Below are 22,990 nucleotides of genomic sequence, written 5' to 3' on the forward strand. Positions count from 1 at the left end.
CTACACATTCATGGATATTTTTTATTCGTTATTTTTTTCCGAAGACAGGAGGTTTACCAGCACAATCATTCAATCCTTTATCTTTTCAACCTTGCTAGTGGCATTTTTCTGGTATCGGAAAACTGCAAAAACCAAAAACCAATAATATAAGGAAGTCGTTATGAGAGAACTTACGATTAATGAAGTGAACTTTATCGCAGCCGCTGGGGATTTCAGCTATGCGGAACTGGGCGGGGCCGTCGCGGCCGGCGCGGTTGGTGGCGCGATGACCGGCGCCATGGCTGGCGGTGTCGGTGCCGGCCCAGGCGCTGTTGCCGGTGCCGTTATCGGTGGTGCCGCCTATACCGCAGGCAAAATGGTGGAATCCATGTTGGGTGGCAATAAACAAACATCGACGAACAATCCTGCCGACAGTAACTAATACAGGAAGATTCGTGTTCATCATATGAAAAAGTCACTTATTGTATTGTTCGCCATTTTAATTGGGCTTGTTGCTGGCACGATTGCGGATTATTTCACCCTCAATCGCTTCTTGAAATACGCCCTTATCGCCGTTGCCGTTATCGGCACGCATAAATTGCTCAATAGCGATCGCGGGCAACGCTCGGCATGATAAACGTGGCTTATTTGAAAATTTAATGATTAAGGAGCAAATATGCGCAATCTTACCTCTGAAGAATGTTCAATCATTTCCGGTGCAGGAGATCGCAGCGGTACATTGACGGTTTCCGCGGAAACGGTCGGCGCAGCGATCGGCGGTGGCATCGGCTCTATCGGTGGCGTGGCGGGCGGCGTTGTCGGCACCATTGTCGGCGGTGCTGTCGGTAACTATGTCACCGGCGATCGTGCCCCCGGCTCTGTTGGCCCATCAGGCATTCCCTGGGGCGGGAGCAACGGCGGCGGTACCATGTGGGGGAACAACAACAATACCGATTCGAACTGATCGGGGCCCTGCCAGCCACACGGCTGACCTCCCCGGTTAACGTTGGCTTCAGCGCCTAAAGCGTCATTTCATGCCAGGGTTATCGTTATGATAACCCTTTTTGTCATGGGCCCACCACAGGGTGAGCAGCGCGGTTGGCGTAGCGAAAATGTCGAGATGAAGAAGCCAGGTGAAGCGAAGCTGACGTTACCCGAGTTGAATGACTCTATCCGCAGAGGCAATCGTCGATGGACGGTGCGCAATAATCACGCGGGTAATGTTCAGTTGTGAAATAGCGCGGTTAATATGTGTTTCATTATCGAGATCCAGGTGGCTGGTCGCTTCGTCCATAAACAGAATGCTGGGGCGACGATAGAGCGCACGGGCTATCAATAAACGCTGTTTCTGTCCGCCAGAAAGGCTTCCCCCCAATTCGCCGATCAATGTTTCGTAGCCCATCGGCATGTTTTGAATATCATCATGCATATTGCAACGCCGTGCGCACGCCTCAATACGTTTCAGATCCATTTCGGCGTCAAATCCTGAAATATTTTCAGCGATAGATCCCGCCAGCAGCTTGTCATCTTGCAGCACGCAAGCGATACATTGGCGATAATTATTAACGCCAATGTTGCTGATATCCATACCATCGACCAGCACGGCTCCTTCATCCGGCGACAGCAACCCACACATTAACTTCATCAATGTGGTTTTACCCACGCCGGAGGGGCCGACAATCGCCACGCTTTCTCCCGCGGCAATGCTGAGATTCAAATCCGTGATAATGGGTTTCGCCAAACGATCATACTGGTAGCGCAGATTCCGCACCTGAAGCTCTGCGGCGTTGCCTTTTGTGAAGAGCTGACGCGCGGGCATTTGCGGTTCCGGTGACGAAAGCACAATGTCCGCCACCCTTTCATTGTGCAAGCTTAACATTCGCAGCTGAAGCATCATGTCGATCAAGCTGCTGGCACGCTCCGAGAACTGCCCACGGTAGGCGTTAAACGCGATAAACATGCCGATCGTCATTTGATTGTCTATGACCAATGCCGCGCCGAGCCAAAGGATGATCACCTGATCGCAGGTGGCAATAAACGCCCCCAAACCGCCAAACATCATGTTTAACTTGGTCAGTTTGATACCCGCATTGATCGTTTCTACGTTTAGATTCAGCCAATACTGTGAACGGGTTTCAGATAACCCCAACGCCTTTAACGTACTGATGCTATATAACGTCTCCATGAAATGAGACCCGGCCCGCGCGCCCTTCACCAACTGCTCTTCCGACAGCTGCCGATAATGTTGATAAGTCGACAGCCTGAGAATGACGTATATCGCCGTAAAGCCGAGCACCACCCAAACTAACCAGCCGCCATAGAGCAGCATCATGACAAATACCCCGACAGACATGATGCCATCAATAATGCTGCTGACGATGCTGGTAGTGAAAGTCGCTCTTATCGTATCCAATGAGCCGAAACGGGATTGAATATCACCCAACTTGCGCTTCTCAAAGAAGGAAAGCGGCAATTTCATCAGATGATCAAACACTCCCGCCTTCCATTGCACGTCTATCAACGCGCCCATGACGATAGAGATCCACGAGCGCAACATGGATACGCCGGTGCGGAATAAAATAAAGAACAGCAATCCTATACATATCAGCGCTAAAAGATCATGATCGCCGGCCAAAATCACATGGTCCATGACCAACTGCGTACCAACGGGCAACAGCAGATTAACCGCTTCAATCACGATCGACAGACAGAAGATCTTTAGCAAGGCTCCCTTAAGGCCGCGCACATTGCTCATCAGCTTACGAAAGCGCAATCTGCTTTGCTGTTTGATCGGCTGAAATTCACTGTCTGGCCATAGCTCAAGCGCTACGCCGGTAAAATGCCGCGACAGTTCATGCAACTCCAGCACTTTACGGCCAAAGGCAGGATCATGGATCACCGCCCGCCCTCGGCTGACACTGACAAGCACCACGAAATGCTTCATGTCCCAATGCAGAATACAGGGCATTTTCAACGCTTTAAGCTCATCGATATTCAGCGATAACGCTCTGGATTGCAGCTTGAGTGCGCTCGCGATGTCAATCAACGCGGAGAGCGTCGCCCCGCGTGAAGAAAAGCCGTAGCGGCTGCGCAGATTAAACAGATCGATTTGCAAACCATGGTAATGGCATACCATCGCTAAACTGGCCAGCCCGCATTCCGAGGCTTCAGTTTGCAGGATCTGCGGCACTTTGCGGCGCAGCGACAAATTGAGTTTGCCCTTTAGCGCGTCTAAATAAGATTCAGTCATTGATTGGCCCCATCAGGCTGTTTTTCATATCGTAGAAAGGTGAGAACATCCATTGATATAGAGGCCTTTCTTCCAGAAACAGCGTGGATTGAGCCCGCATGCCGTTAGTGAGCTGCAACGCTTTGCCCTGGTAACTGATATGCGTTTTATCCAGGGAAACGGTCACCTTGTAAAAAGATGCCGTTTGCGCGCTGGGTTGATGCACGGGAGAACTGCTGTAAGTTGACATTTCTTGAATGGAGGCCGGTACATAAGCGATGCTTTCTATTCTGCCGGGAAACTGACCGAACTTCTCATAAGGGAAAGCGTCATAGCGAATGTTAATGCCGTCCCCCGCTGAAACATAAGGCACACTGGTGTTCGGCAACCATAAAACTAGCTGATAAATCGCGCCATTACGTGGAATAATCTGTACCAAGCTGTCACCGCTATTGACCATCTGACCCGGCGTAACGCTGAGAGACTCAATGCGGCCATCGCTTGGGGCGTTCACGATCAATGCGCCGCTGGCATCGGCTTCCGCTAACTGCCGTTGCAAATCATTGCGCTGAAACTGGTACTGCGAAATTTGGTTATCAAAATCTGCCGCGCGCGTAACGATGTCACTTTCCAAATTCGTAATTTGCAACGACTCTTGAATGTGTTGACTATGCAAGTTTTGGAACAGACTTTGTTGTTGATAAAATGAATAGGTTTGCCCGCTAAGCTGATCTTTGGTAATCAGACCGCGTTGCTGATATTCCTTATAGGAACGCATGTTGTCCTGAGCAAATGCCACCCCCTCTCGTGCATTATCCAACAGCTGTTTGGACTGCATATGCGCCAATTCATACTGTTTTTTTTGCGCGCGTAGATTTTCCAGCGTCATACGCTTGTTGTCTTGCAACTTAAGAATGATGCTGTCGACATGTTTTAACTGGTTTTCAAGCGCCAGGCGCGTATTGGCGCTCACTTTCCCGTTATCCGTCACTCGGCTGACATCAATATGATAAAGACGCTGGCCTTTTTTAACCACATCCCCCACTTCGACGAAGCGTTCCGAGATAAAACCCTGTTGGGGCGCAAACACGTTGACTGAGCGGGGAAAGGTGGTGATTTCGCCATAAACATTAATGCGGCGTGTATAATGACTGAATATAAGAAAAGAGAGGAAAACAAGAATAAATAAAAACGATAAAAGACCAAAGCACCAGGCAGGCAAGCCGTTTATCAATAAAGCCTTACCCGCCCATTTCGCCCGCTGATGATCCGTGGCTTCCTGTCGAAACAAATCACGCATGACATCCCTTTCCAGAAATAAAACTCAAGCCAGCCTTGGCTCGTAAAATGCGGAAGCATATCGAAAAACAGCAGCAGAGATTAAAACAGATCTGTTGTTTTTAATTAGCGATATCGTAAAGATAATTATTCTCATTATGATATCGAGCGTTCCGAATAAATGCAATGTTTTTTACGCACTTACCCAACCACATAGCCGTATATCACTATGCATATCGATAAAAAACCAATAAAGAGCCTCCTAATCAAATAACTCTATTCATTCTATCTCTCGCCATATGTAATAGGCAGCGGCGTGACCGCCGGATCGAGCAGCAATGTGGATAAACGCATCAAATCGAAACGCCTCCATGTCCACGGAATAAGGTCTCGGGGAATGGCTCCCTCTGAGTCACCTCCTAGCTTAGGGCAGTTGGCAGTTTGAGCAAAAACAAGTGATTAGACGTGAGCCGCCTCGCCGACCTGCTGTATCAGAAAGGTCAGCAGCGCGCGCGCTTTGGCCGGCAGATAGCGGCGACCGGGGTAAACGGCATACAGCTGCAGCGGCGCCGGCGGCAGTGCCAGCGGCACCTCAACCAAACGGCCATCGGCCAGAAACGGCCGGCAGCCGAGCTCGGAGAGCATGGCGAACCCCACGCCGGCCAAGGCCGCCTTCAGCGCCATCTCCCCGCTATTGACACGATAGCGCGCATTGACCGGGACGGTAACGAAGGTTCCGTCCGGGCGGACGAACTGCCACGGCATGCCCTTCAGCGCATCCACCGTGCTGATGCAGGGCAATTGCGTGAATTGTTCAATCTCCGACGACGGCGACCACTGCGCCAGCAACGCCGGAGCGGCCACCACGATGCAGGGGAAAGACGCCAGCGGCTGCGCGACATAGTCGCTGTCGTCCAGCATGCCCCGGCTGATCATCACCGCCAGATCGACATCGTCGAGCAGCGACGTCATACCCGCCAGGTTAGTCACGCAGCTGATTTCGATCTGCGGATGCTGCAGGGCGAACGCCGCCAGCGGCTCGCCCAACAGGTATGGCCCCACTTCATTGGGCACGCACAGGCGCAGCGGCCCACGCAGCTGTTGCTGCCGTTCGCTGAGGGTTTGCGCGGTGTGTTCCAGCGACGCCAGCAGCGGCTGGGTGCGTTCATGCAACAGTTGGCCGTTCGGCGTCAGCCGCATCGAGCGAGTGCTGCGTTCGAGCAATCGCTGCTCGAGCTGGCGCTCCAGCTGAGAGATATAGCGGCTGACGTTGGAGGTCGGCATCGCCAGCGCCCGCGCCGCCCCGACGAAGCTGCCTTGCTCCACCACCGCCACGAAGATGCGTAACAGGTTTAAATCCAATTTATCGCGCATGATTATCCCTGATTTGATAACAAACCATGCCATTTCTACCATCTAATCCCGATCAACACCAAGCGCTACACTGCCGGCCTGACTCTGCAACCGATAGATGCTTATGACACCCACGAGAAAGCTGACGGCGATAGCGCTGGTCATCGCCTTTATTCAGTTCACCAACGCACTGGAATACATGGTATTCAACCCGATATTCCTCTACATGGCCGCCGATTTTTCCGTGCCCGTCAGCTTCGCCGGCTATGTCAGCGCGGCCTATACGCTGGCGGCGGTGATTTCCGGCATCGGCGCATTTTTCTGGATCGGCGGCGTTGAGAAGCAGCGCTTTCTGATGCTCAATGTCACGCTACTGGCCGTGACCACCTTATTGATCGCCACAACCCAGCAGTTTTACTGGCTGTTAGCGCTGCGGCTGCTGGCCGGGCTGTTGGGCGGCACCACGATGGGCGTCGGGATCGGCTTGCTGCTCAACGCCGCGCCGGCCGCGCTGCACGGCAGAATGCTGGCGACGGTGATCGCGTCTTTTTCGCTGGTGAGCATTGTCGGCATGCCGGGCATGCTGTACCTGTGCGAAGTGGCAAGCTGGCGCGTTGCGCTGGCGGCTATCGGCGGGCTGTGTCTGCTGGCGGCCGTATTGGTGGCGCTGTTCGTTCCCAGGGATACGCCGCAGCCACAGGCTGCCGCGCCCGTCACGCTCGATCGCCGGTTGTTGCTGTTCGCCGCCGCCGCCGGCCTGACGCAGTTCAGCCCAATGCTGCTGATCCCGGTGCTGGCGCCGCTGCTCACCCAGCGGTTACAGGTGGTAGACGCGCATTTGTCCTGGCTATTTTTCATCGGCGGCGTGGCGGGTTATCTGGCGACCGTGCTGGCAGGCCGCTGGCTGCAACGCTTTGGTGCCGTGACGCTGACGGTGGGCGCCACGCTGTTGCTGCTAGGCAGCCTGTGGCTGGCGGCGCGCGGTGGCGATCGCGGTGAACTGTTCATGGTCGCGTTTCTCGCGGCGGCCTATGCGCGGCTGGTGGCGATCTCTTCCCTGAGCATGCGCTGGCCGGACAATCGGCAACGCGCCGCCTTCGGCGTACTGCAAACCGCCCTGATACACCTGAGCGCCACGGTGGCCTTCTTGCTCTCCTCCACGCTGCTGAGCGGCGGCCTCACCCCGCTCAGTTTGCAACGTCTGTTATGGCTGTGCGCGCTGAGTGCCGTCGCCGTCGCACCGCTCAGCGTTTGGCTGCAGGCGCGGCTGTGTCAGCGCGACGCCTCATAAACCACCTTACCATTCACATAGGTGCGATAAATGTTGCGATCGTCTCCCAGGGTCATCAGCACGAACCCTTGCTCCGCAGACGTGGCGCTGTTGGCGTAGCGCAACTGCTGCAGCGGCGTGACCGCCGGATCGAGCACCACGAAATCCGCCTCTTTGCCGACGTTGAAGTTGCCGATTTTGTCGTCCAGCGACAGCGCGCGGGCACCGCCCAGGGTGGCATGATAGAACGCTTCTACGGCGGCGAGCCGGTAATGCTGCAGTTGGCCGACCTTGTACGCCTCACCCAGCGTGCGTAGCATATTGAAGGTGGTGCCGGCCCCTACGTCGGTGCCGATACCGAGCTTCACCCGCTTGCGCCAGGCCTGCTGCAGGTCAAACAGCCCGCTGCCGAGAAACAGGTTGGAGGTGGGGCAAAAGGCGATTGCCGAGCGGGTCTCGCACAGGCAGTCCCACTCCTGCTCCTCCAGGTGCAGGCAGTGGGCGAACACGCTTTTGCTGCCGGTCATGCCGTAGCGGTGGTAAACGTCCAGATAGCTTTGGCTCTGCGGGAACAGCGCTTTTACCCAGGCCACTTCCTGCGGATTCTCGCTCAGGTGCGTCTGCAGCCAAACGTCGGGGAATTCTTCGCGCAGCCGCTGCACCTGCGCCAGCAACGCCGGCGTACTGGTGGGCGCAAAGCGCGGCGTAATGGCGTAACCGAGGCGGCCTTTGCCGTGCCAGCGTTCGATCAGTTCACGCGTTTGGCGGTAACTCTGCTCCGGCGTTTCCAGCAGCGCCTCCGGCGCATGGCGATCCATCATCACCTTACCGGCGATCAGGCGCATGTTCAGCGCTGCCGCCTGGCTGAACAGCGTATCGACCGACTGCGGATGCACGGTGCCGAACACCAGCGCGGTGGTGGTGCCGTTGCTCAACAACTCCCGCAGAAAGAAGGCCGACATCGCATCGGCGTGCTGCTCGCAGCCGTAACGGCTTTCGGTCGGGAAGGTGTAATTGTTTAACCAGTCCAGCAGTTGATCGCCATAGGCGCCAATCATTTCGGTTTGCGGATAGTGGATATGGGTATCGATAAACCCCGGTACGATCGGTTTGTCGCGATACTCCGTGACCGCGAAGCCCGGTGGCAGCAGCGCCTCGCCCTGCTGCCAGCTGCCGAACCAGACGATGACGCCGTCGTTCAGCAGCAGCAAACCGTCGGGAATGTGCCGCAGGCGTTCCTCAAGCTGTTGCGGCGCCTCCACACAGGCGGCGATATCAAAAAAATTGCCACGAATAGCCGTGGTGAATTGAAGTGCCATTATTTTCTTCCTTGTGACGACCGGCCAAGCCCACCCGCGTAATAACTTGCGATGATGAAACAAGGCCCTTTTTACCCAAACGCAAAGACCGGATTAAGCATAGCAAGCCGTGTGCCAACAGGCGGTCATAAAATATATTTTTATTTAAAAACAGAGTGATACTAATTCAACCAAAGAAAACCAACCGATGAAAAAGAATAAAACGCGCGGCGGTCTTCAACGGCAGACGAATAGCAACCGTTTGCTTGCCGAAATAACACCGCGCCGCTGCACCTTTATTGGGCAAGCGGATAATTTCGCGGCCGTGACGTTTATTCCAACACGATGCAAAGCGGTCTGGCCCATTCCGCAGGCCACCCGACAAACTTGAAACGATAACCATTCTCAATTATCATCCGCGCATCTTTTTGACCAGCAATGCGAAAACCATGTCCGCCACCGCTTCCGCCCCGCACACCGCGCTGTCGCGCCTTTACGCCACCCATCATGCCTGGTTGCAGGGATGGTTGCGCAGGCGGCTGGGCTGCGCGTTCGACGCGGACGATGTGGCGCAGGACACCTTCATGCGCCTGCTGAAAAGCGACGCCGCGGCGACCCTGCGCGAGCCGAAAGATTTTCTGGTCACCGTCGCCAAGCGGGTGATGGTCGATCTGTTCCGCCGCAGAACGCTGGAACGCGCCTATCTGGAGATGCTGGCGCTGATCCCGGAAGGCTACGCCCCGTCGCCGGAGCAGCGCCAGAGCCTGCTGGAAAGCCTGCAGCAGATCGACGCCATGCTCGATGGCCTGGGGCCGAAGGTAAAACAGGCCTTTCTGTTGTCGCAGCTCGACGGTCTGGGCTATGCGGACATCGCCGCGCGCCTCGGCGTGTCGGTCAGTTCGGTTAAAAAATACATGGCCAAAGCCACCGAGCATTGCCTGCTGTTCAGCCTCGAAAACGACATTTATTCATGAGCAACGCCATCACCCCCGAGCAGCGCCAGGCGCTGAAAATGGCCGCACACTGGTATGCCCTGCTGTGCGATGAGCACGTCACCGAACGCCAGCGCCAACAATGGCAAGCCTGGCACCAGCAGCATGACGATCACCGCTGGGCCTGGCAGCGCGTCGAAGCGCTGCAGAGTCAGTTGCAGGGCGTGCCGGGCAAGTTCAGCTACCGTGCGCTCGATCGCGCAGACCGCCAGTCGGCGATCGATCGCCGCACCCTGCTGAAGAGTCTGCTGTTGCTGCTCGGCGTGGGCGGCGGCGGATTCTTCTACCAGTCGCCGCTCGGCCGGGAGCTGCGCGCCGACTACCGCACCGCCACCGGCGAAATCAAACCCATTGTGTTAAGCGACGGCACCCAACTGGTGTTGAACACCGCCAGCGCGGTAGACGTGCATTACGACGATCGCCAACGGTTGATCCGCTTGCACGCCGGAGAAATCAGCCTGGTGACCGGACGCGATCCCCGGCCGCTGTGGGTACAAAGCCCGCAGGGGGCGATGCGCGCGCTCGGCACCCGTTTTTTGGTGCGCGAGAGCGACGGCGAAACTCGCCTGGCGGTGCTGGAACACGCGGTCGAGGCGCAGCTGGCGCAAGACGCGCAACAAAAGCGCCGGGTGAACGCCGGAGAACAGATCAGCTTCAGCACCACGGCCTTCAGCGACAAACAACCGGCCACGACGGAGGACGGCTGGCTGCGCGGCGTGTTGAGCGTCAGCCAGTGGCGGCTGGACCGGGTGATCGCCGAACTGGCGCGCTACCGGCGCGGCCACCTGAGCTGCGATCCGGCCGTCGCCGGCCTGCGCGTCAGCGGCAGTTTCCCGCTCAACGATACCGATCGCGCCCTCGCCCTGCTCAGCCAGACCCTGCCGGTGCGCCTGCAGAGCTTTACCCGCTATTGGCTGCAAATCGTCCCCGCCTGAATCTTTTTAAATAAAAATGATAAAAAATCGCATTCTTGATTGTCCCTTTTGCTTCGCTCATCCGACTCCCAGGAAAACACTGCAGCAATAAATAAAAAATGATTCAGGAGAAGGTATGAACAACGCTTGGGGAAAGGTCGCTCCGGCTTCGCTTTGGGGAAAACGGGCCACGCCGCTGGCCGTGGCCATTGGCCTGGTCTTCGCTGCACCGCAGATGGCGAGCGCCGCCAGCGCCGCTGCCGCCTATCACATTCCGGCCGGTGAGCTGGACGGCGCGCTGAACGCTTTCGCCGCGCGCGCCGGCATCGCGCTCTCGGTGGACGGCGCACTGACCGCCGGTAAACGTTCGCCGGGCCTGAGCGGCAGCTACGGCGTCGATGACGGCCTGAACGCCCTGCTGGCGGGCAGCGGCCTGCAGGCTAAAGCGCTCGGCAACAACGGCTACACGCTGGCCAAACTGCCGCAGCCGCAGAAAGAAGAGGACATCACCGTGGTCGGCGACTGGTTGGCGGAAGGCCGCCAGATCGACGTGTTCGAACATCCCGGTGCACGCGACGTAGTGCGCCGCGAAGACTTCGTCAAAACCGGCACCACCACCGTGCGCGAAGCGTTGAACCGCGTGCCGGGCGTAGTGGCGCCGGAGAACAACGGCACCGGCAGCCATGACATGGCGCTGAACTTCGGCATTCGCGGCCTCAATCCGCGCCTCGCCAGCCGCTCCACCGTGCTGATGGACGGCATCCCAGTGCCCTTCGCCCCTTACGGCCAGCCGCAGCTGTCGCTGGCGCCGGTCTCGCTCGGCAATATGGATGCGATTGACGTGGTGCGCGGCGGCGGCGCGGTGCGCTACGGGCCGCAGAGCGTCGGCGGCGTGGTTAACTTCGTCACCCGCGCCATCCCGAAAACCTTCGGCATGGAGGCCGGCATGCAGGGGCAGCTCAGCCCGACCTCGCGCCAGGATCACCCGAAAGGCACCGGCAACCTGATGATCGGCGGCACCGCCGACAACGGCTTCGGCGCGGCGCTGCTCTACTCCGGCACCCGCGGCAGCGACTGGCGCGAGCACAGCGCGACCAAGATTGACGACGTGATGCTGAAAAGCCGCTACGCCCCGAACGAGGTGCACACCTTCAACAGCCTGCTGCAATACTACGAAGGCGAAGCGGACATGCCGGGCGGCCTGAGCCGGGCGGACTACAACGCCAACCCATTCCAGTCGACGCGCCCGTACGACAAGTTCTGGGGCCGCCGCCAGTTGGCCAACTTCGGCTATCAGTATCAGCCGGATCAACAGCATAAGTTCGACGTGCAGAGCTTCTACACCTACACCCTGCGCAGCGGCTATCTGGATCAGGGTAAAAACCTGACGCTGTCGCCGCGCGAATACTGGGTGCGCGGCGTGGAACCGCGCTACAGCCAGAGCTTCCGCTGGGGCGATTCGGCGCATGAGGTCGGCGTCGGCTACCGCTACGTCAGCGAATCCACCCACGAGCTACGCTACACCAGCAAGGCCAGCACCGGCAGGCTGCCGTCCACCGCCAGCCCGTACGATCGCGACACCCAGTCCGGCACCGAGGCGCACGCCTTCTATATCGACGATCGCATCGACATCGGCGACTGGACTATCACGCCGGGCATGCGCTACGAGTACATCAAGTCGTATCAGAACAACTACATCAAGAACAACCGCCTCGACGTTAGCTATAACGCACCGCTGCCGGCGTTGAACGTGATGTATCACCTGAACGAATACTGGAACCTGTACGCCAACACCGAAGGCTCCTTCGGCACCGTGCAATACAGCCAGATGGGCAAAGCGGTCGACAGCGGCAAGATTGAACCGGAGAAGGCGCGCACCTGGGAGCTGGGCACCCGCTACGCCGGCGATGCGCTGACCGGCGAGATCGGGCTATTCCTGATCAACTTCAACAACCAGTACGACTCCAACCAGGTGACCGACAGCGTGACCGCGCGCGGCAAAACCCGCCACGCCGGGCTGGAAGGCAGCCTGCGTTACGATCTGTCGCAGCTGACGCCGAAACTGGACGACCTGACCGCCTACGCCAGCTACGCCTACGTCAACGCCACCATCCGCGAAGACGGCGGCTACAAGGGCAACCAGGTGCCGTTCTCGCCGAAGCATAAAGGCACGCTGGGGCTGGACTACACGCCGGGCAACTGGGCGTTTAATCTTAACGGCGAGTTCCAGTCCAGCCAGTTCGCCGACAACGCCAACACCGTGGCGGAAAGCGCCGACGGCAGCACCGGCCGCATTCCCGGCTATATGCTGTGGGGCGTGCGCGCCGCCTATGATTTCGGCCCGGAAATGGCCGGTCTGAATCTGGGCGTCGGGGTGAAAAACCTGTTCAACCACGAGTATTTCACCCGCGCCTATGACGACAACAACAAAGGTCTGTACATCGGTCAGCCGCGCACGATCTATCTGCAAGGTTCGGTGAAGTTCTGATCTTCAGCGGCGGGTGCGGTTAACCGTGCCCGCCGCCTTTCCCATCAACGTGACGATGTCACATAAAACCACTCCTCCGCGCCGCCGCAACGGCGAAAAATAAGTCGCTTCTGACGCCAATACGCGTAGTATCGACGATCCGCCCCGATTTATGGGCGCGGATTTTTTGCCGTTCTGGCCTGAAAAGCGAGGGAATAAGATGAATCATAATGACCTTTCTCAGTGCCGCGTGGACACCGACCGTTTGTTGATTGCCCCCTTTACCGCAGCAGACGCCGACGATGTTTACCAGGCGATCACCCCCACTCTGACGCGCTTTATGACCTTTGAGCCGGAAGCGTCACCGGAAGATTTCGCCAACGTCTGGCAAGGCTGGCTGCCGCTGATGCGCGAAGGCGAAGAAGTGATCTTCGTCGCCCGCCGGCGCGAAGACCGAGAGTTCGTCGGCGTCGGCGGCGCACACAACCTGCGCAGCCACACCCCGGAGCTGGGCATCTGGGTCAAAGAGAGCCTGCATGGCCAGGGTTACGGCCGCGAAATCGTTGAGAGCATCGCGCGCTGGGTCAGCGAACGCTTTCAGCCGCAGCACCTTATCTACCCGGTGGCCGAACAGAATACCGCCAGCCGCCGCCTCGTCGAGTCGCTGGGCGGCGTGCTGGCCGGCCGTTGCGAACGCGTCAAGTATGACGCCGTGGTGTACCACTTACCGCCTCAGCGCTAATCTGCATCGGGCCGCCGGCCCGGTGTGACCTTTTTTGCTTTCCGCCGTGATAACCGCTGCCACTGCCTGCGGGTTTGTGCTAATGATAGAGGCATGTAGGGTAAAAACAGTTGAGGAACAGCAACATGATTATTTTTGTTACCGGCGCCACCTCCGGTTTCGGCGAAGCCATTACGCGCCGTTTTATCCGTGAAGGCCACCAGGTGATCGCCGCCGGGCGCCGCCTTGAGCGTCTCGAAGAGCTGCAGGACGAATTAGGGCAAGCGCTGCACATCGTGCGGCTCGACGTGCGCAACCGCGCCGCCATTCAACAGGCGATCGAGGCACTGCCGGCCGAGCTGCGTCAGATCGACGTGCTGGTGAACAACGCCGGGCTGGCGCTGGGGCTGGAGCCGGCGCACAAGGCCAACGCCGATGACTGGGAAACCATGATTGACACCAACGCCAAAGGGCTGGTGAACATGACGCGCGCGCTGCTGCCGGCCATGGTCGAACGCAACGTCGGCCACGTGATCAACATCGGCTCCACCGCCGCCAACTGGCCTTACGCCGGCGGCAACGTGTACGGCGCCACCAAGGCGTTCGTCAAACAGTTCAGCCTGGGCCTGCGTGCCGATCTGCACGGCACGCGCATCCGCGTGACCGATATCGAGCCGGGCCTGGTGGGCGGCACCGAGTTTTCCAACGTGCGCTTCAAGGGCGATGACGGCAAGGTCAATAAAACCTACGAAGGCGCCGATGCGCTGACGCCGGAAGACATCGCCGAGTCGGTGTTCTGGGTCGCCACGTTGCCGGCGCGCGTCAACATCAACACGCTGGAAATGATGCCGGTCAGCCAGTCCTTCGCCGGGCTGAACATCCACCGCGGCGCCTGATCCCTGGCGGCGGGAGGCGACTCCCGCCCTGTTTCCTCAGGCCGCGCGCCAGCCGGAAACGATGATCAGCATGCCCACCAGCGCCACCCCGGCGCCCACCCAGTCCAGCGCAGACAGCTTCACCCCATCCACCACCCGCAGCCACAGCAGCGCCGTCGCCACATACACGCCGCCATAGGCCGCGTAGACTCGCCCGCTGGCCGCCGGATGCAGTGTCAACAGCCAGACAAACAGCATCAGGCTTAATGCCGCCGGCAGCAGCAGCCAGGCGCTGCCCTGCTTCTTGAGCCACAGGTAAGGCAGGAAACAGCCGATAATTTCGGCGAGCGCAGTGGCGAAAAACAACAGCGTGGTTTTTAACATCGGTCGCAGTTTTCTCTCGATAAAGTAAACGAATCGGCGCTTGGCTGGTGAATTCCAGGAACGCAGTGGTATATTTGTCACCACGCCTGCGGGCGAGGTAACGCCAGTGCCGCCATCATCAGGCGCACTCACTCATAAGGATGAAACGATGAAAACATTTTCGACCCAACGACTGCTGCGCGGGATGCTGCCGGTCGCCATGCTGGCCGTTATGGGCGCCTGGCAGGCGCCGGCGCTGGCCGCCACCTGCACTCAGGGCAGCACCTGCGTCACCGTCGATGGCAAAGGCAGCGGCGCGATGAGCACCGAAGAAGCGCGCCAGAGCAAAGAGCAGTGGAATGATACCAAAACCCTGCGCCACAAGGTTAACACTCGCGTCGAGAAAGAGTTCGACAAGGCCGATCGCGCCGCGGATGACGAAGACCGTTGCAACGACAGCAACAACGTCAACGCCTACTGGGAACCGGACACCCGTAAATGCCTGGATCGCCAGACCGGCCGTCGGATTAATCCTTAATCCGCCTGCGGCGGGCGGGCAAGCGTGAAACCCGGTCGCCGTTGCTGCTATCCTGTTACAGGAAGTCCATTGTCTAAAAGGATGACGTGATGAAAAAAACGCTGATATTAACCGCTGTGTTGCTGGCCGGCGCCCCGCTGGCGGCACTGGCCTCCTGCGAAAGCGTGAAAGCGGACATTTCGCAAAAAATCGTCAATAACGGCGTACCGGAGTCCGGCTTCAAACTGGAGATCGTGCCCAACGATCAGGCCGATCAAGCGGGTGGCCAGGTGGTCGGCCACTGCGAAAACGACACCCAGAAGATCGTCTATACCCGCCTGAACAACGGCGACGATCGCGGTGACGCGGCGCAGACCGGCACCAGCCAGGATACCTCCAACACGCAGTAAGCCACACCGGCTATCCCGGGCGCTCTGCAGCAGCGCCCTTTCCTTCTCCCTTACGCCTGCTCCGCCTCTTCTTCTTCGCCCTGCGGCCGACAACGCGCCGGGATCAGCATCGCCGCCGCCAGCGCCAGCAACGACACCAGCGCCGACACCAGAAATACCCAATGCAGCGAAGCCGCCACCTGCTGGGTCAGCTGCGCCAACGCCTCGCTCCCCATGCTCTGGCGCACCGCCGGTTCCATCAGACGCTGCACCGGATCGTCAATCTCCGGCAAACGCCACTGCAAGTTGAGATTCAGCGTCGCGCCCAGAATAGCGGTGCCGATGGCCGAGCCCACCATACGGGTAAACACGGTACAGGCGGTGGCGATGCCGCGAATGCTGTAATGCGCCGCGTTCTGCACCGAAACCAGAAACGTGGTGTTGCACAACCCCATACCGGCGCCGACCATAAACGCCGCCACCCGGCCCCACAGCAGGCCGCCCGCCGGCTGCAACAGCAGCAATATCAGGCCGCCCGCCACCAACAGCAGCGCCCCCAGCAGCGCCGTGGCGCGATACGAGGTCATCAGCATCAAACGGCCGCTCAGCGTGCTGGCCAGCGGCCAACCGATCGACATCAGGGCCAGCGTGGTGCCCGCCTCCAGCGGCGAGCCGCCCATCACGCCCTGAATGAAGGTGGGCAGGAAAGCGCTGATGCCCATCATCGCCGCACCGATCACCAGCCCGCCGATGTTGCCGGCGACGATCACCCGGCTTTGCCACAGCGCCAGCGGGAACAACGGTTCGACCGCACGCCGCTCCTGGCGGACAAGCAGCGCCAGCGACGCCGCCGCCAGCGCAAACAGCGGCGCCACCCACCATCCCAGACTTTCCATCTGCAACAGCGCCAGCAGCAGCGCCGAAACGAACAGCGTCAGCCAGGCGGTGCCCGCCAGATCCAGCGCGTGCCGCCGCAGCTGCTGATGCGCCGGCAGATAGCGCCAGAGGAAGAACATCGCCAGCAGGCCGATCGGCAGGTTAACCCAGAACACCAGCGCCCACGGCAGATGCTGGACGATAAACGCCCCCAACAGCGGGCCGATGATCGCCGACACGCCCCATACGCTCGACAGGTAGCCCATCACCTTCGGCCGCTCGGTGGCGCTGTAGATGTCGCCGATGATGGTGGACGCGATCGGCATGATGGCGCCGGCGCCCAACCCCTGCAGCAGACGAAAGCCGATCAGCCAATACATGTCGGGGGCGAAGCCGCACAGCACCGATCCCAGCAGAAACAGCGTGGCGCCGAAGAAGAACACCCGCTTGCGGCCGTAGAGATCCGCCAGCCGCCCGTAGATGGGGATGGTGATCGCCTGCGCCAGCAAATAGACCGCGAACACCCAGCCCAGCAGCGAGAAGCCGCCGAGATCGCCGATGATGGTCGGCATGGCGGTGGCGACGATGGTGGCTTCGATCGCCGACATGAACATCGCCAGCATGCAGGCGATCAGAATCAGCGGGCGGTGAGCGATGGGTGCGGGTGAAACGTTATTTGTCATGGCGTTATGCAGCTTTCCTGGCGTTTTTATTTTCTCTGAGTATATCAGCAAGCGCCTGCGCCGAGTCTATCCGCCCTCACATCCTGTCTTTGCCGGCGGCGAATCGCACCATTTGGACTCATTGTTACAGCGTAACGTTATGCGGCGGATTTTTTTCACTTTCCATGCATCCCAGCGCTGACGCGGGCTGAGGCGCAGATCGGCGTAAACTCAATCACCTGATTTTGTTCATAAAACTTGGCACGACCAACGACAGGGTGCTATACCTTCCCTAGCCGACGCCTTTGGGCTTCGTGCTTTCTCGGGTTTAAATATCAGTATCTTATGCTGATTAACTCACGTATTGAGCCTACGTTCAGCACGCTGTGCCGAACGCACCCTTCGCTCAATGTCGCTAACCTCATGCGAAACGCCCGTTTTGTACCGCCACGCCCGCCGGGCCGTGGGTAACAATCAGAGCGGAATGCGCCGTCTAGTCGGCCGCTCCGCGCAACGGAGGACGCAACATCATGCACAAGTCAGCGCCATACCGGCGCCTGCTCCTCGGGAGCCTGCTGTTTATCGCCGTCATCGCGCTGCTGGTTTACGGCATCGGTTGGGACACCCTCAAGTCGCGCCGGGAAGATTTGATCTACCTCGGCCAGCAACACATGTTCCTGGTGGCCTGCTCCATGCTGCTGTCGCTGCTGGTCGGCATTCCCAGCGGCATCCTGCTGAGCCGCCCCTTTGCCCGCCGCTGGGCGGAACACGTGATGCAGATCTTCAACGTCGGCAACACCCTGCCGCCACTGGCGGTGCTGGCGCTGGCGATGGTAATCATCGGCATCGGCGATCGGCCGGCGGTGGTGGCACTGTTCCTCGCCTCGCTGCTGCCCATCGTGCGCAATACCTATGCCGGCCTGCGTTCGGTGCCACCGGCGCTGGTCGAGGCCGCCAACGGTATTGGCATGACCGCCGGGCAGCGACTGCGGCAGGTCGAACTCCCTAACGCGCTACCGGTGATCTTCGCCGGGGTGCGCATCGCGATGGCGATTAACGTCGGCACCGCGCCGCTGGCGTTTTTAATCGGTGCCAGCAGCTACGGCGAGCTGATCTTCCCCGGCATCTACCTGAACGACTTCCCGACGCTGATCCTCGGCGCCGCCGCCACCGCGCTGATCGCCCTGCTGCTCGATCTGGCGCTGGCCGGTCTCGGCCGCCGGCTCAGCCCTCATACCGCATCTTGACGGGAGAAACGCGATGACTCGATGGTTACAACCACTCCGCCACGCGCTGCTGTTCTCCTTGCTGATGACCGGCGCGGCCGCCTGGGCCGCCCCGCTGACGCTGGCGAGCAAGAACTTTACCGAACAGCGCATTCTGTCGGCAATCACCGTGCAATACCTGCGGGCCAAAGGTTTTCAGGTCGAACCCAAGACCAATCTGGCTACGGTGATCACCCGCAACGCGATGATCAACAAACAGATCGACATGACCTGGGAATACACCGGCACCTCGCTGATCATCTTTAACCACATCAATAAGCGCATGTCGCCGCAGGAAACCTACGACACGGTGAAAAAGCTCGACGCCAAACTCGGGCTGGTTTGGCTGCAGCCGGCGGACATGAACAACACCTACGCCTTCGCCATGCAGCGGCAGCGCGCGGAAAAAGAGCAGATCCGCACGATGTCGCAGCTGGTGGCCAAAGTGGAGCAGGTGCGTAAAACCGACCCTAAACACAACTGGCTGCTGGGGCTGGATCTGGAGTTCGCCGGCCGCTCGGACGGTCTGAAGCCGATGCAGGCCCTGTACGACATGCCGCTCGATCGCCCGCAAATCCGCCAGATGGACCCCGGCCTGGTCTACAACGCCATTCGCGACGGCTTCGTCGACGCCGGGCTGGTGTACACCACCGACGGTCGGGTGAAAGGGTTCGATCTGCAGGTGCTGGAAGACGACAAAGGCTATTTCCCGAGTTATGCGGTCACGCCGGTGGTGCGCGCCGACGTGTTGCAAAACACGCCGGGGCTGGAAGCGGCGCTGAACACGCTGTCGAAACAGTTCAATAACCAGGTCATCACCGAGCTTAACGCCAAGGTAGATATCGACTACCAGACGCCGCAACAGGTCGCCGACGCGTTCCTCAAGCAGCGCGGCCTGATTTAGGAGACATGATGAATACCTTACTTTACGCCTGGCAAAACTGGGCCTATATCGCCGGATTGACGCTGGAACACCTGCTGCTGGTCGGCGTCGCCGTCGGCCTGGCGATCCTGATCGGCGTGCCGCTCGGCGTGCTGATTGTCCGCCACAAATGGTTGGCGACGCCGGTGCTGAGCCTGGCCACGCTGGTGCTGACCGTGCCCTCCATCGCCCTGTTCGGGCTGATGATCCCGCTGTTTTCCTTAATCGGCCACGGCATTGGCTACGTACCGGCGATCACCGCGGTGTTCCTCTACTCGCTGCTGCCGATCGTGCGCAATACCCACACCGCGCTCGACAACCTGCCCGGCGGGCTGCGCGAAGCCGGCCGCGGCATCGGCATGACGTTCTGGCAACGCCTGCGCTGGGTAGAGATCCCGGTGGCGCTGCCGGTGATTTTCGGCGGCATTCGCACCGCCGTGGTGATGAATATCGGCGTGATGGCGATCGCCGCGGTGATCGGCGCCGGCGGTCTCGGCCTGCTGCTGCTCAACGGCATCAGCAGCAGCGACATCCGCCAGTTGATTACCGGCGCCGTGATGATCAGCCTGCTGGCGATCGTCCTCGATTGGTTATTGCACCGCTTGCAAATTGCGCTTACGCCCAAGGGGATCCGCTCATGATTAAATTGGAAAATCTGACCAAACAGTTTATGCAGAAGAACGGCACGCCGTTCAACGCCGTCGACAACATCGATCTGGACGTGCCGGAAGGCGAAATCTGCGTGCTGCTCGGCCCTTCCGGCTGCGGCAAAACCACCACGCTCAAGATGATCAACCGCCTGATCGAACCCACCGGCGGCACCATTCTGATCAATGGCGAAGACACCAGCGCGCTGGATACCGTCAGCCTGCGCCGCAAAATCGGCTACGTCATCCAGCAGATCGGTCTGTTCCCCAACATGACCATCGAGGAGAACATCACCGTGGTGCCGCGCATGCTGGGCTGGGACAAAAAACGCTGCCACGATCGCGCCGAGGAGCTGATGAGCATGGTGGCACTGGATCCCAAGCGCTTTTTGCACCGCTACCCGAAAGAGATGTCCGGCGGGCAGCAACAGCGCATCGGCGTGATCCGCGCGCTGGCCGCCGATCCGCCGGTGCTGCTGATGGATGAGCCCTTCGGCGCGGTAGACCCGATCAACCGCGAAACCATCCAGAACGAGTTTCTCGACATGCAGCGCCAGCTGAAAAAGACCGTGATGCTGGTCAGCCACGACATCGACGAAGCGCTGAAGCTCGGCGATCGCATCGCGGTGTTCCGCCAGGGCAAAATCGTGCAGAACGCCAGCGCCGATGAGCTGCTGGCGCGCCCGGCGAACGACTTCGTCGCGTCCTTTGTCGGCCAGGATCGCACGCTGAAGCGCCTGCTGTTGGTGCAGGCCGGCGACGTGGCCGATCAACAGGAAACGGTGACGGTGCGCCGGGAGACGCCGCTAGTGGAGGCGTTCGGTCTGATGGACGATATCGACGCCCGCTCGGTGACGGTGGTGGATGCCGACGGCAAACCGTTGGGATACGTCAAACGCCGTGAGGCGCGCGGCGCGCCCGGGGTCTGCTCCGACAGCCTGCACCGTTTCCGCGTCACCGCCCGTGCGGAGGAGAACCTGCGCGTGGTGCTGTCGAAACTGTACGAGCACAACACCTCCTGGATGCCGATCGTCGATGAAGACGGCCGCTACAGCGGCGAAATCTCGCAGGATTATATCGCCGACTACCTCAGCTCCGGCCGCACGCGCCGGGTGTTGACGCCGCAATAACCCCCGCCGGGGCGCTCGCCGCCCCGCCTAAGCCGCAGTTTGCTAAAGATTCACTGGTCATCGGCCGGAGCGCCAAGCACAATGCGCTGATGACCCTTTGATTTTTCTCACGACGCCGCCCACGCATGAAAAGATTGGTCCACCTGCACCACTATCGCGCCCTGCTGCGCAGCCTGCTTATCGCCGTGTTTATCGGCGTCGCCGCCGCCCTGGCGGTGTGGCTGTTCCACCGTTCGATGATTGGTCTCGAGTGGCTGCTGCTCGGCAATGCCGACGGCAGCCTGGTGGCCGCCGCCGCCGCGCTGCCCGGCTGGCGACGCGCGCTGACGCCCGCGCTGGGCGGTCTGGCGGCGGGCCTGCTGCTGTATATTCACCAGCGCTACCGCCACCAGCGTCCAGCGGCGCCCACCGACTATATGGAAGCGATTGAGACCGGCAACGGCAAGCTGGATACCGGCGCCAGTCTGGTGAAGTGTCTGGCGTCGCTGCTGGTGGTGTCGAGCGGCAGCGCCATCGGCCGCGAAGGCGCGATGATCCTGCTGGCGGCGCTGGTGGGCTCGTTGTTTGCCCAGCGCTTTACGCACGAGAAAGAATGGAAACTGTGGGTGGCCTGCGCTGCCGCCGCCGGGATGGCCAGCGCCTATCATGCGCCGCTGGCGGGCAGCCTGTTTATCGCCGAGATCCTGTTCGGCACCCTGATGCTGGCCTCGCTCGGCCCGGTGGTGATCGCCGCAGTGAGCGCCCTGCTGATGACCAACCTGCTCAACGGCGGCCAGGCGCCGCTCTACCTGGTGACGCCGCTATCCGCCCCTCTGCCGACACAATACCTGCTGATGGCGCTGGTCGGCGTGGTGGCCGGCGCCGGCGGGCCGCTGTTTTTATGGCTGATGACCGCCACCGGCCGCGCGTTCCGATCGCTGCGGTTGAAGCCGCCGTTGCAGCTGGCGTTGGGCGGCCTGATCGTCGGGCTGCTTTCGCTGCTGTTCCCACAGGTGTGGGGCAACGGTTACAGCGTGGTACAGGCGCTGCTGATTGCGCCACCGGGGGTGTTGCTGCTGGGGGCGATCCTGGTATGTAAACTGTTGGCAATCCTTGCCAGCAGCGGGTCGGGTGCACCCGGCGGGGTCTTCACCCCGACGCTGTTCGTCGGCGCCGCGCTCGGCTCGATCATCGGTCAGCTGTTTGGCCTGTGGCCGGGCATGGATGCGGCGGTGCCGCTGCTGCTGGCGCTGACCGGCATGGCTACCCTGCTGGCCGCCACCACCCATGCGCCGATCATGGCGGCGCTGATGGTGTTTGAAATGACCGGCGAATACGCGCTGCTGCCCGGCATTCTGCTGGCCTGCGTGATCGCCACCACCGTGTCGCGCGGCCTGCGACCGGTGTCGGTGTACCACACGGCGCAGCCGCCCAAACGCGAGGCTTAGAACTCACCCTGCTGCAATATTTTCCTGAACTGCGGGCACTGCAGGTGCTCGGGTTCAGGACAATCGACCATGTGCCGCAGCCCGTCGCGCACCTGCATCAGGCGCTGGATATGGCGATCAAGCTCATCCGCCCGCGCCGCCAGCAGCCCGCGATCGATCGCGATTTGGCCCCGTTCGTCAAACAAGGCACTCATCTCATCCAACGTAAAGCCGGCCAGGCGCGCGAGCGCAATCAGCCGCAGTTGATCGAGCACCCCGGCGGCGTATTGACGGCGCAAACCGTGGCGGCCTATCGACGCAATCAGCCCCTTTTTCTCGTAATGCCGCAGCGCAGAAGGCGTTACTCCGCTCAGGCGCGCCACCGCGCCGATATCCAGTTCTTTTGCCATTGACTTGAAGCCGACTTTAAGTTGCAC

Annotated in this window: 24 protein-coding genes; 17 read left to right on the top strand and 7 right to left on the bottom strand. The window is 59.9% G+C overall.

Annotated elements, in window-relative coordinates; translation table 11 throughout:
* Nucleotides 1-160: 160 nt before the first annotated feature.
* Genes N6G83_RS06370 through N6G83_RS06380 form a run of 3 tightly spaced genes read left to right on the top strand, consistent with a single transcriptional unit; the run spans nt 161 to nt 943 of the window.
* Nucleotides 161-421, top strand: a complete 261-nt coding sequence (locus N6G83_RS06370) for a hypothetical protein (RefSeq protein ID WP_016927848.1) — start codon at nt 161-163, stop codon at nt 419-421.
* Nucleotides 422-445: 24 nt separating this feature from the next.
* Nucleotides 446-613, top strand: coding sequence for a hypothetical protein (locus N6G83_RS06375; protein ID WP_016927849.1), 168 nt, complete (start codon nt 446-448; stop codon nt 611-613).
* 42 nt (nt 614-655) lie between these two features.
* Entirely contained in the window at nt 656-943 is a 288-nt protein-coding gene (locus N6G83_RS06380) for a hypothetical protein (RefSeq protein WP_025302730.1), read from the top strand.
* Nucleotides 944-1,129: 186 nt separating this feature from the next.
* Here the strand turns inward: N6G83_RS06380 and N6G83_RS06385 are convergent, their stop codons facing one another.
* The 3 genes from N6G83_RS06385 to N6G83_RS06395 all read right to left on the bottom strand — a co-directional run bounded on the left by N6G83_RS06385 (nt 1,130) and on the right by N6G83_RS06395 (nt 5,860).
* A complete protein-coding gene (locus N6G83_RS06385) occupies nt 1,130-3,229 on the bottom strand; it encodes a peptidase domain-containing ABC transporter (protein WP_016927850.1) in 2,100 nt (699 codons plus the stop codon).
* A complete protein-coding gene (locus N6G83_RS06390; RefSeq protein ID WP_260514914.1) occupies nt 3,222-4,508 on the bottom strand; it encodes an HlyD family secretion protein in 1,287 nt (428 codons plus the stop codon). The genes N6G83_RS06385 and N6G83_RS06390 overlap by 8 nt, the downstream gene beginning before the upstream one ends.
* Before the next feature lie 437 nt (nt 4,509-4,945).
* Nucleotides 4,946-5,860, bottom strand: coding sequence for a LysR family transcriptional regulator (locus tag N6G83_RS06395; RefSeq protein ID WP_260514916.1), 915 nt, complete (start codon nt 5,858-5,860; stop codon nt 4,946-4,948).
* A 103-nt stretch (nt 5,861-5,963) separates the two neighbouring features.
* Here N6G83_RS06395 and N6G83_RS06400 point away from each other — a divergent pair, with 103 nt between their 5' ends.
* Nucleotides 5,964-7,130 (top strand): MFS transporter, encoded by a 1,167-nt coding sequence (locus N6G83_RS06400; RefSeq protein ID WP_260514918.1) that lies wholly within the window; start codon nt 5,964-5,966, stop codon nt 7,128-7,130.
* Here the strand turns inward: N6G83_RS06400 and guaD are convergent.
* A complete protein-coding gene (guaD, locus tag N6G83_RS06405; protein WP_060432995.1) occupies nt 7,112-8,428 on the bottom strand; it encodes a guanine deaminase in 1,317 nt (438 codons plus the stop codon). The genes N6G83_RS06400 and guaD overlap by 19 nt on opposite strands.
* 187 nt (nt 8,429-8,615) lie before the next feature.
* Here guaD and N6G83_RS06410 point away from each other — a divergent pair, with 187 nt between their 5' ends.
* From N6G83_RS06410 to ydfG, 6 genes are all read left to right on the top strand, one after another.
* Nucleotides 8,616-8,798, top strand: coding sequence for a hypothetical protein (locus N6G83_RS06410; RefSeq protein WP_127146125.1), 183 nt, complete (start codon nt 8,616-8,618; stop codon nt 8,796-8,798).
* A gap of 58 nt (nt 8,799-8,856) precedes the next feature.
* Nucleotides 8,857-9,381 (top strand): ferric citrate uptake sigma factor FecI, encoded by a 525-nt coding sequence (gene fecI / locus N6G83_RS06415; protein WP_060447216.1) that lies wholly within the window; start codon nt 8,857-8,859, stop codon nt 9,379-9,381.
* A complete protein-coding gene (fecR, locus tag N6G83_RS06420) occupies nt 9,378-10,334 on the top strand; it encodes a ferric citrate uptake sigma factor regulator FecR (protein ID WP_060447217.1) in 957 nt (318 codons plus the stop codon). Before fecI ends, fecR begins: the two co-directional genes overlap by 4 nt.
* 115 nt (nt 10,335-10,449) lie before the next feature.
* Nucleotides 10,450-12,801: a TonB-dependent Fe(3+) dicitrate receptor FecA gene (gene fecA / locus N6G83_RS06425; RefSeq protein WP_141997970.1), complete on the top strand. Its 2,352-nt coding sequence runs from the start codon at nt 10,450-10,452 to the stop codon at nt 12,799-12,801.
* A gap of 199 nt (nt 12,802-13,000) precedes the next feature.
* Nucleotides 13,001-13,522: a GNAT family N-acetyltransferase gene (locus N6G83_RS06430; protein WP_025302723.1), complete on the top strand. Its 522-nt coding sequence runs from the start codon at nt 13,001-13,003 to the stop codon at nt 13,520-13,522.
* A gap of 125 nt (nt 13,523-13,647) precedes the next feature.
* On the top strand, nt 13,648-14,397 hold the full coding sequence (gene ydfG / locus N6G83_RS06435; protein ID WP_060432993.1) for a bifunctional NADP-dependent 3-hydroxy acid dehydrogenase/3-hydroxypropionate dehydrogenase YdfG: 750 nt from the start codon (nt 13,648-13,650) through the stop codon (nt 14,395-14,397).
* Between the two features lie 36 nt (nt 14,398-14,433).
* On the opposite strand, the gene N6G83_RS06440 is transcribed toward ydfG, so the two are convergent.
* Nucleotides 14,434-14,760: a YnfA family protein gene (locus tag N6G83_RS06440; protein ID WP_025302721.1), complete on the bottom strand. Its 327-nt coding sequence runs from the start codon at nt 14,758-14,760 to the stop codon at nt 14,434-14,436.
* A 148-nt stretch (nt 14,761-14,908) separates the two neighbouring features.
* Between N6G83_RS06440 and N6G83_RS06445 the strand changes: the two genes are divergently transcribed.
* Complete coding sequence (locus N6G83_RS06445) at nt 14,909-15,277, top strand: DUF1283 family protein (protein WP_019455910.1); 369 nt, start codon at nt 14,909-14,911, stop codon at nt 15,275-15,277.
* 89 nt (nt 15,278-15,366) lie between these two features.
* Entirely contained in the window at nt 15,367-15,666 is a 300-nt protein-coding gene (locus tag N6G83_RS06450) for a DUF1161 domain-containing protein (protein ID WP_019455911.1), read from the top strand.
* A gap of 50 nt (nt 15,667-15,716) precedes the next feature.
* Here the strand turns inward: N6G83_RS06450 and N6G83_RS06455 are convergent, their stop codons facing one another.
* Nucleotides 15,717-17,204 (bottom strand): MDR family MFS transporter, encoded by a 1,488-nt coding sequence (locus tag N6G83_RS06455; RefSeq protein WP_049203477.1) that lies wholly within the window; start codon nt 17,202-17,204, stop codon nt 15,717-15,719.
* Between the two features lie 509 nt (nt 17,205-17,713).
* On the opposite strand from N6G83_RS06455, the gene N6G83_RS06460 reads away from it, so the two are divergent.
* From N6G83_RS06460 to clcB, 5 genes are all read left to right on the top strand, one after another.
* Nucleotides 17,714-18,430 (top strand): ABC transporter permease, encoded by a 717-nt coding sequence (locus tag N6G83_RS06460; protein WP_043143261.1) that lies wholly within the window; start codon nt 17,714-17,716, stop codon nt 18,428-18,430.
* Nucleotides 18,431-18,494: 64 nt separating this feature from the next.
* Nucleotides 18,495-19,352: a glycine betaine ABC transporter substrate-binding protein gene (locus N6G83_RS06465; RefSeq protein WP_173888958.1), complete on the top strand. Its 858-nt coding sequence runs from the start codon at nt 18,495-18,497 to the stop codon at nt 19,350-19,352.
* Nucleotides 19,353-19,360: 8 nt separating this feature from the next.
* Nucleotides 19,361-20,011: an osmoprotectant ABC transporter permease OsmW gene (gene osmW, locus N6G83_RS06470; protein WP_015377782.1), complete on the top strand. Its 651-nt coding sequence runs from the start codon at nt 19,361-19,363 to the stop codon at nt 20,009-20,011.
* Nucleotides 20,008-21,147, top strand: a complete 1,140-nt coding sequence (gene osmV / locus N6G83_RS06475) for an osmoprotectant ABC transporter ATP-binding protein OsmV (RefSeq protein ID WP_260514921.1) — start codon at nt 20,008-20,010, stop codon at nt 21,145-21,147. Before osmW ends, osmV begins: the two co-directional genes overlap by 4 nt.
* A gap of 125 nt (nt 21,148-21,272) precedes the next feature.
* Nucleotides 21,273-22,574, top strand: coding sequence for a voltage-gated ClC-type chloride channel ClcB (gene clcB / locus N6G83_RS06480; protein ID WP_260514922.1), 1,302 nt, complete (start codon nt 21,273-21,275; stop codon nt 22,572-22,574).
* On the opposite strand, the gene N6G83_RS06485 is transcribed toward clcB, so the two are convergent.
* The gene (locus N6G83_RS06485; protein WP_260514923.1) at nt 22,571-22,963 is read right to left on the bottom strand and encodes a helix-turn-helix domain-containing protein; all 393 of its coding nucleotides are present in this window, start codon (nt 22,961-22,963) and stop codon (nt 22,571-22,573) included. The genes clcB and N6G83_RS06485 overlap by 4 nt on opposite strands.
* Between the last annotated feature and the right edge of the window lie 27 nt (nt 22,964-22,990).

Source organism: Serratia sp. PL7, from assembly GCF_945957435.1.

Excerpts from the sequence above, each read along its gene's own strand:
- N6G83_RS06370 (WP_016927848.1), top strand. The coding sequence starts at position 161 with ATGAGAGAACTTACGATTAATGAAGTGAACTTTATCGCAGCCGCTGGG.
- N6G83_RS06375 (WP_016927849.1), top strand. The coding sequence starts at position 446 with ATGAAAAAGTCACTTATTGTATTGTTCGCCATTTTAATTGGGCTTGTT.
- N6G83_RS06380 (WP_025302730.1), top strand. The coding sequence starts at position 656 with ATGCGCAATCTTACCTCTGAAGAATGTTCAATCATTTCCGGTGCAGGA.
- N6G83_RS06385 (WP_016927850.1), bottom strand. The coding sequence starts at position 3,229 with ATGACTGAATCTTATTTAGACGCGCTAAAGGGCAAACTCAATTTGTCG.
- N6G83_RS06390 (WP_260514914.1), bottom strand. The coding sequence starts at position 4,508 with ATGCGTGATTTGTTTCGACAGGAAGCCACGGATCATCAGCGGGCGAAA.
- N6G83_RS06395 (WP_260514916.1), bottom strand. The coding sequence starts at position 5,860 with ATGCGCGATAAATTGGATTTAAACCTGTTACGCATCTTCGTGGCGGTG.
- N6G83_RS06400 (WP_260514918.1), top strand. The coding sequence starts at position 5,964 with ATGACACCCACGAGAAAGCTGACGGCGATAGCGCTGGTCATCGCCTTT.
- guaD (WP_060432995.1), bottom strand. The coding sequence starts at position 8,428 with ATGGCACTTCAATTCACCACGGCTATTCGTGGCAATTTTTTTGATATC.
- N6G83_RS06410 (WP_127146125.1), top strand. The coding sequence starts at position 8,616 with ATGAAAAAGAATAAAACGCGCGGCGGTCTTCAACGGCAGACGAATAGC.
- fecI (WP_060447216.1), top strand. The coding sequence starts at position 8,857 with ATGTCCGCCACCGCTTCCGCCCCGCACACCGCGCTGTCGCGCCTTTAC.
- fecR (WP_060447217.1), top strand. The coding sequence starts at position 9,378 with ATGAGCAACGCCATCACCCCCGAGCAGCGCCAGGCGCTGAAAATGGCC.
- fecA (WP_141997970.1), top strand. The coding sequence starts at position 10,450 with ATGAACAACGCTTGGGGAAAGGTCGCTCCGGCTTCGCTTTGGGGAAAA.
- N6G83_RS06430 (WP_025302723.1), top strand. The coding sequence starts at position 13,001 with ATGAATCATAATGACCTTTCTCAGTGCCGCGTGGACACCGACCGTTTG.
- ydfG (WP_060432993.1), top strand. The coding sequence starts at position 13,648 with ATGATTATTTTTGTTACCGGCGCCACCTCCGGTTTCGGCGAAGCCATT.
- N6G83_RS06440 (WP_025302721.1), bottom strand. The coding sequence starts at position 14,760 with ATGTTAAAAACCACGCTGTTGTTTTTCGCCACTGCGCTCGCCGAAATT.
- N6G83_RS06445 (WP_019455910.1), top strand. The coding sequence starts at position 14,909 with ATGAAAACATTTTCGACCCAACGACTGCTGCGCGGGATGCTGCCGGTC.
- N6G83_RS06450 (WP_019455911.1), top strand. The coding sequence starts at position 15,367 with ATGAAAAAAACGCTGATATTAACCGCTGTGTTGCTGGCCGGCGCCCCG.
- N6G83_RS06455 (WP_049203477.1), bottom strand. The coding sequence starts at position 17,204 with ATGACAAATAACGTTTCACCCGCACCCATCGCTCACCGCCCGCTGATT.
- N6G83_RS06460 (WP_043143261.1), top strand. The coding sequence starts at position 17,714 with ATGCACAAGTCAGCGCCATACCGGCGCCTGCTCCTCGGGAGCCTGCTG.
- N6G83_RS06465 (WP_173888958.1), top strand. The coding sequence starts at position 18,495 with ATGACCGGCGCGGCCGCCTGGGCCGCCCCGCTGACGCTGGCGAGCAAG.
- osmW (WP_015377782.1), top strand. The coding sequence starts at position 19,361 with ATGAATACCTTACTTTACGCCTGGCAAAACTGGGCCTATATCGCCGGA.
- osmV (WP_260514921.1), top strand. The coding sequence starts at position 20,008 with ATGATTAAATTGGAAAATCTGACCAAACAGTTTATGCAGAAGAACGGC.
- clcB (WP_260514922.1), top strand. The coding sequence starts at position 21,273 with ATGAAAAGATTGGTCCACCTGCACCACTATCGCGCCCTGCTGCGCAGC.
- N6G83_RS06485 (WP_260514923.1), bottom strand. The coding sequence starts at position 22,963 with ATGGCAAAAGAACTGGATATCGGCGCGGTGGCGCGCCTGAGCGGAGTA.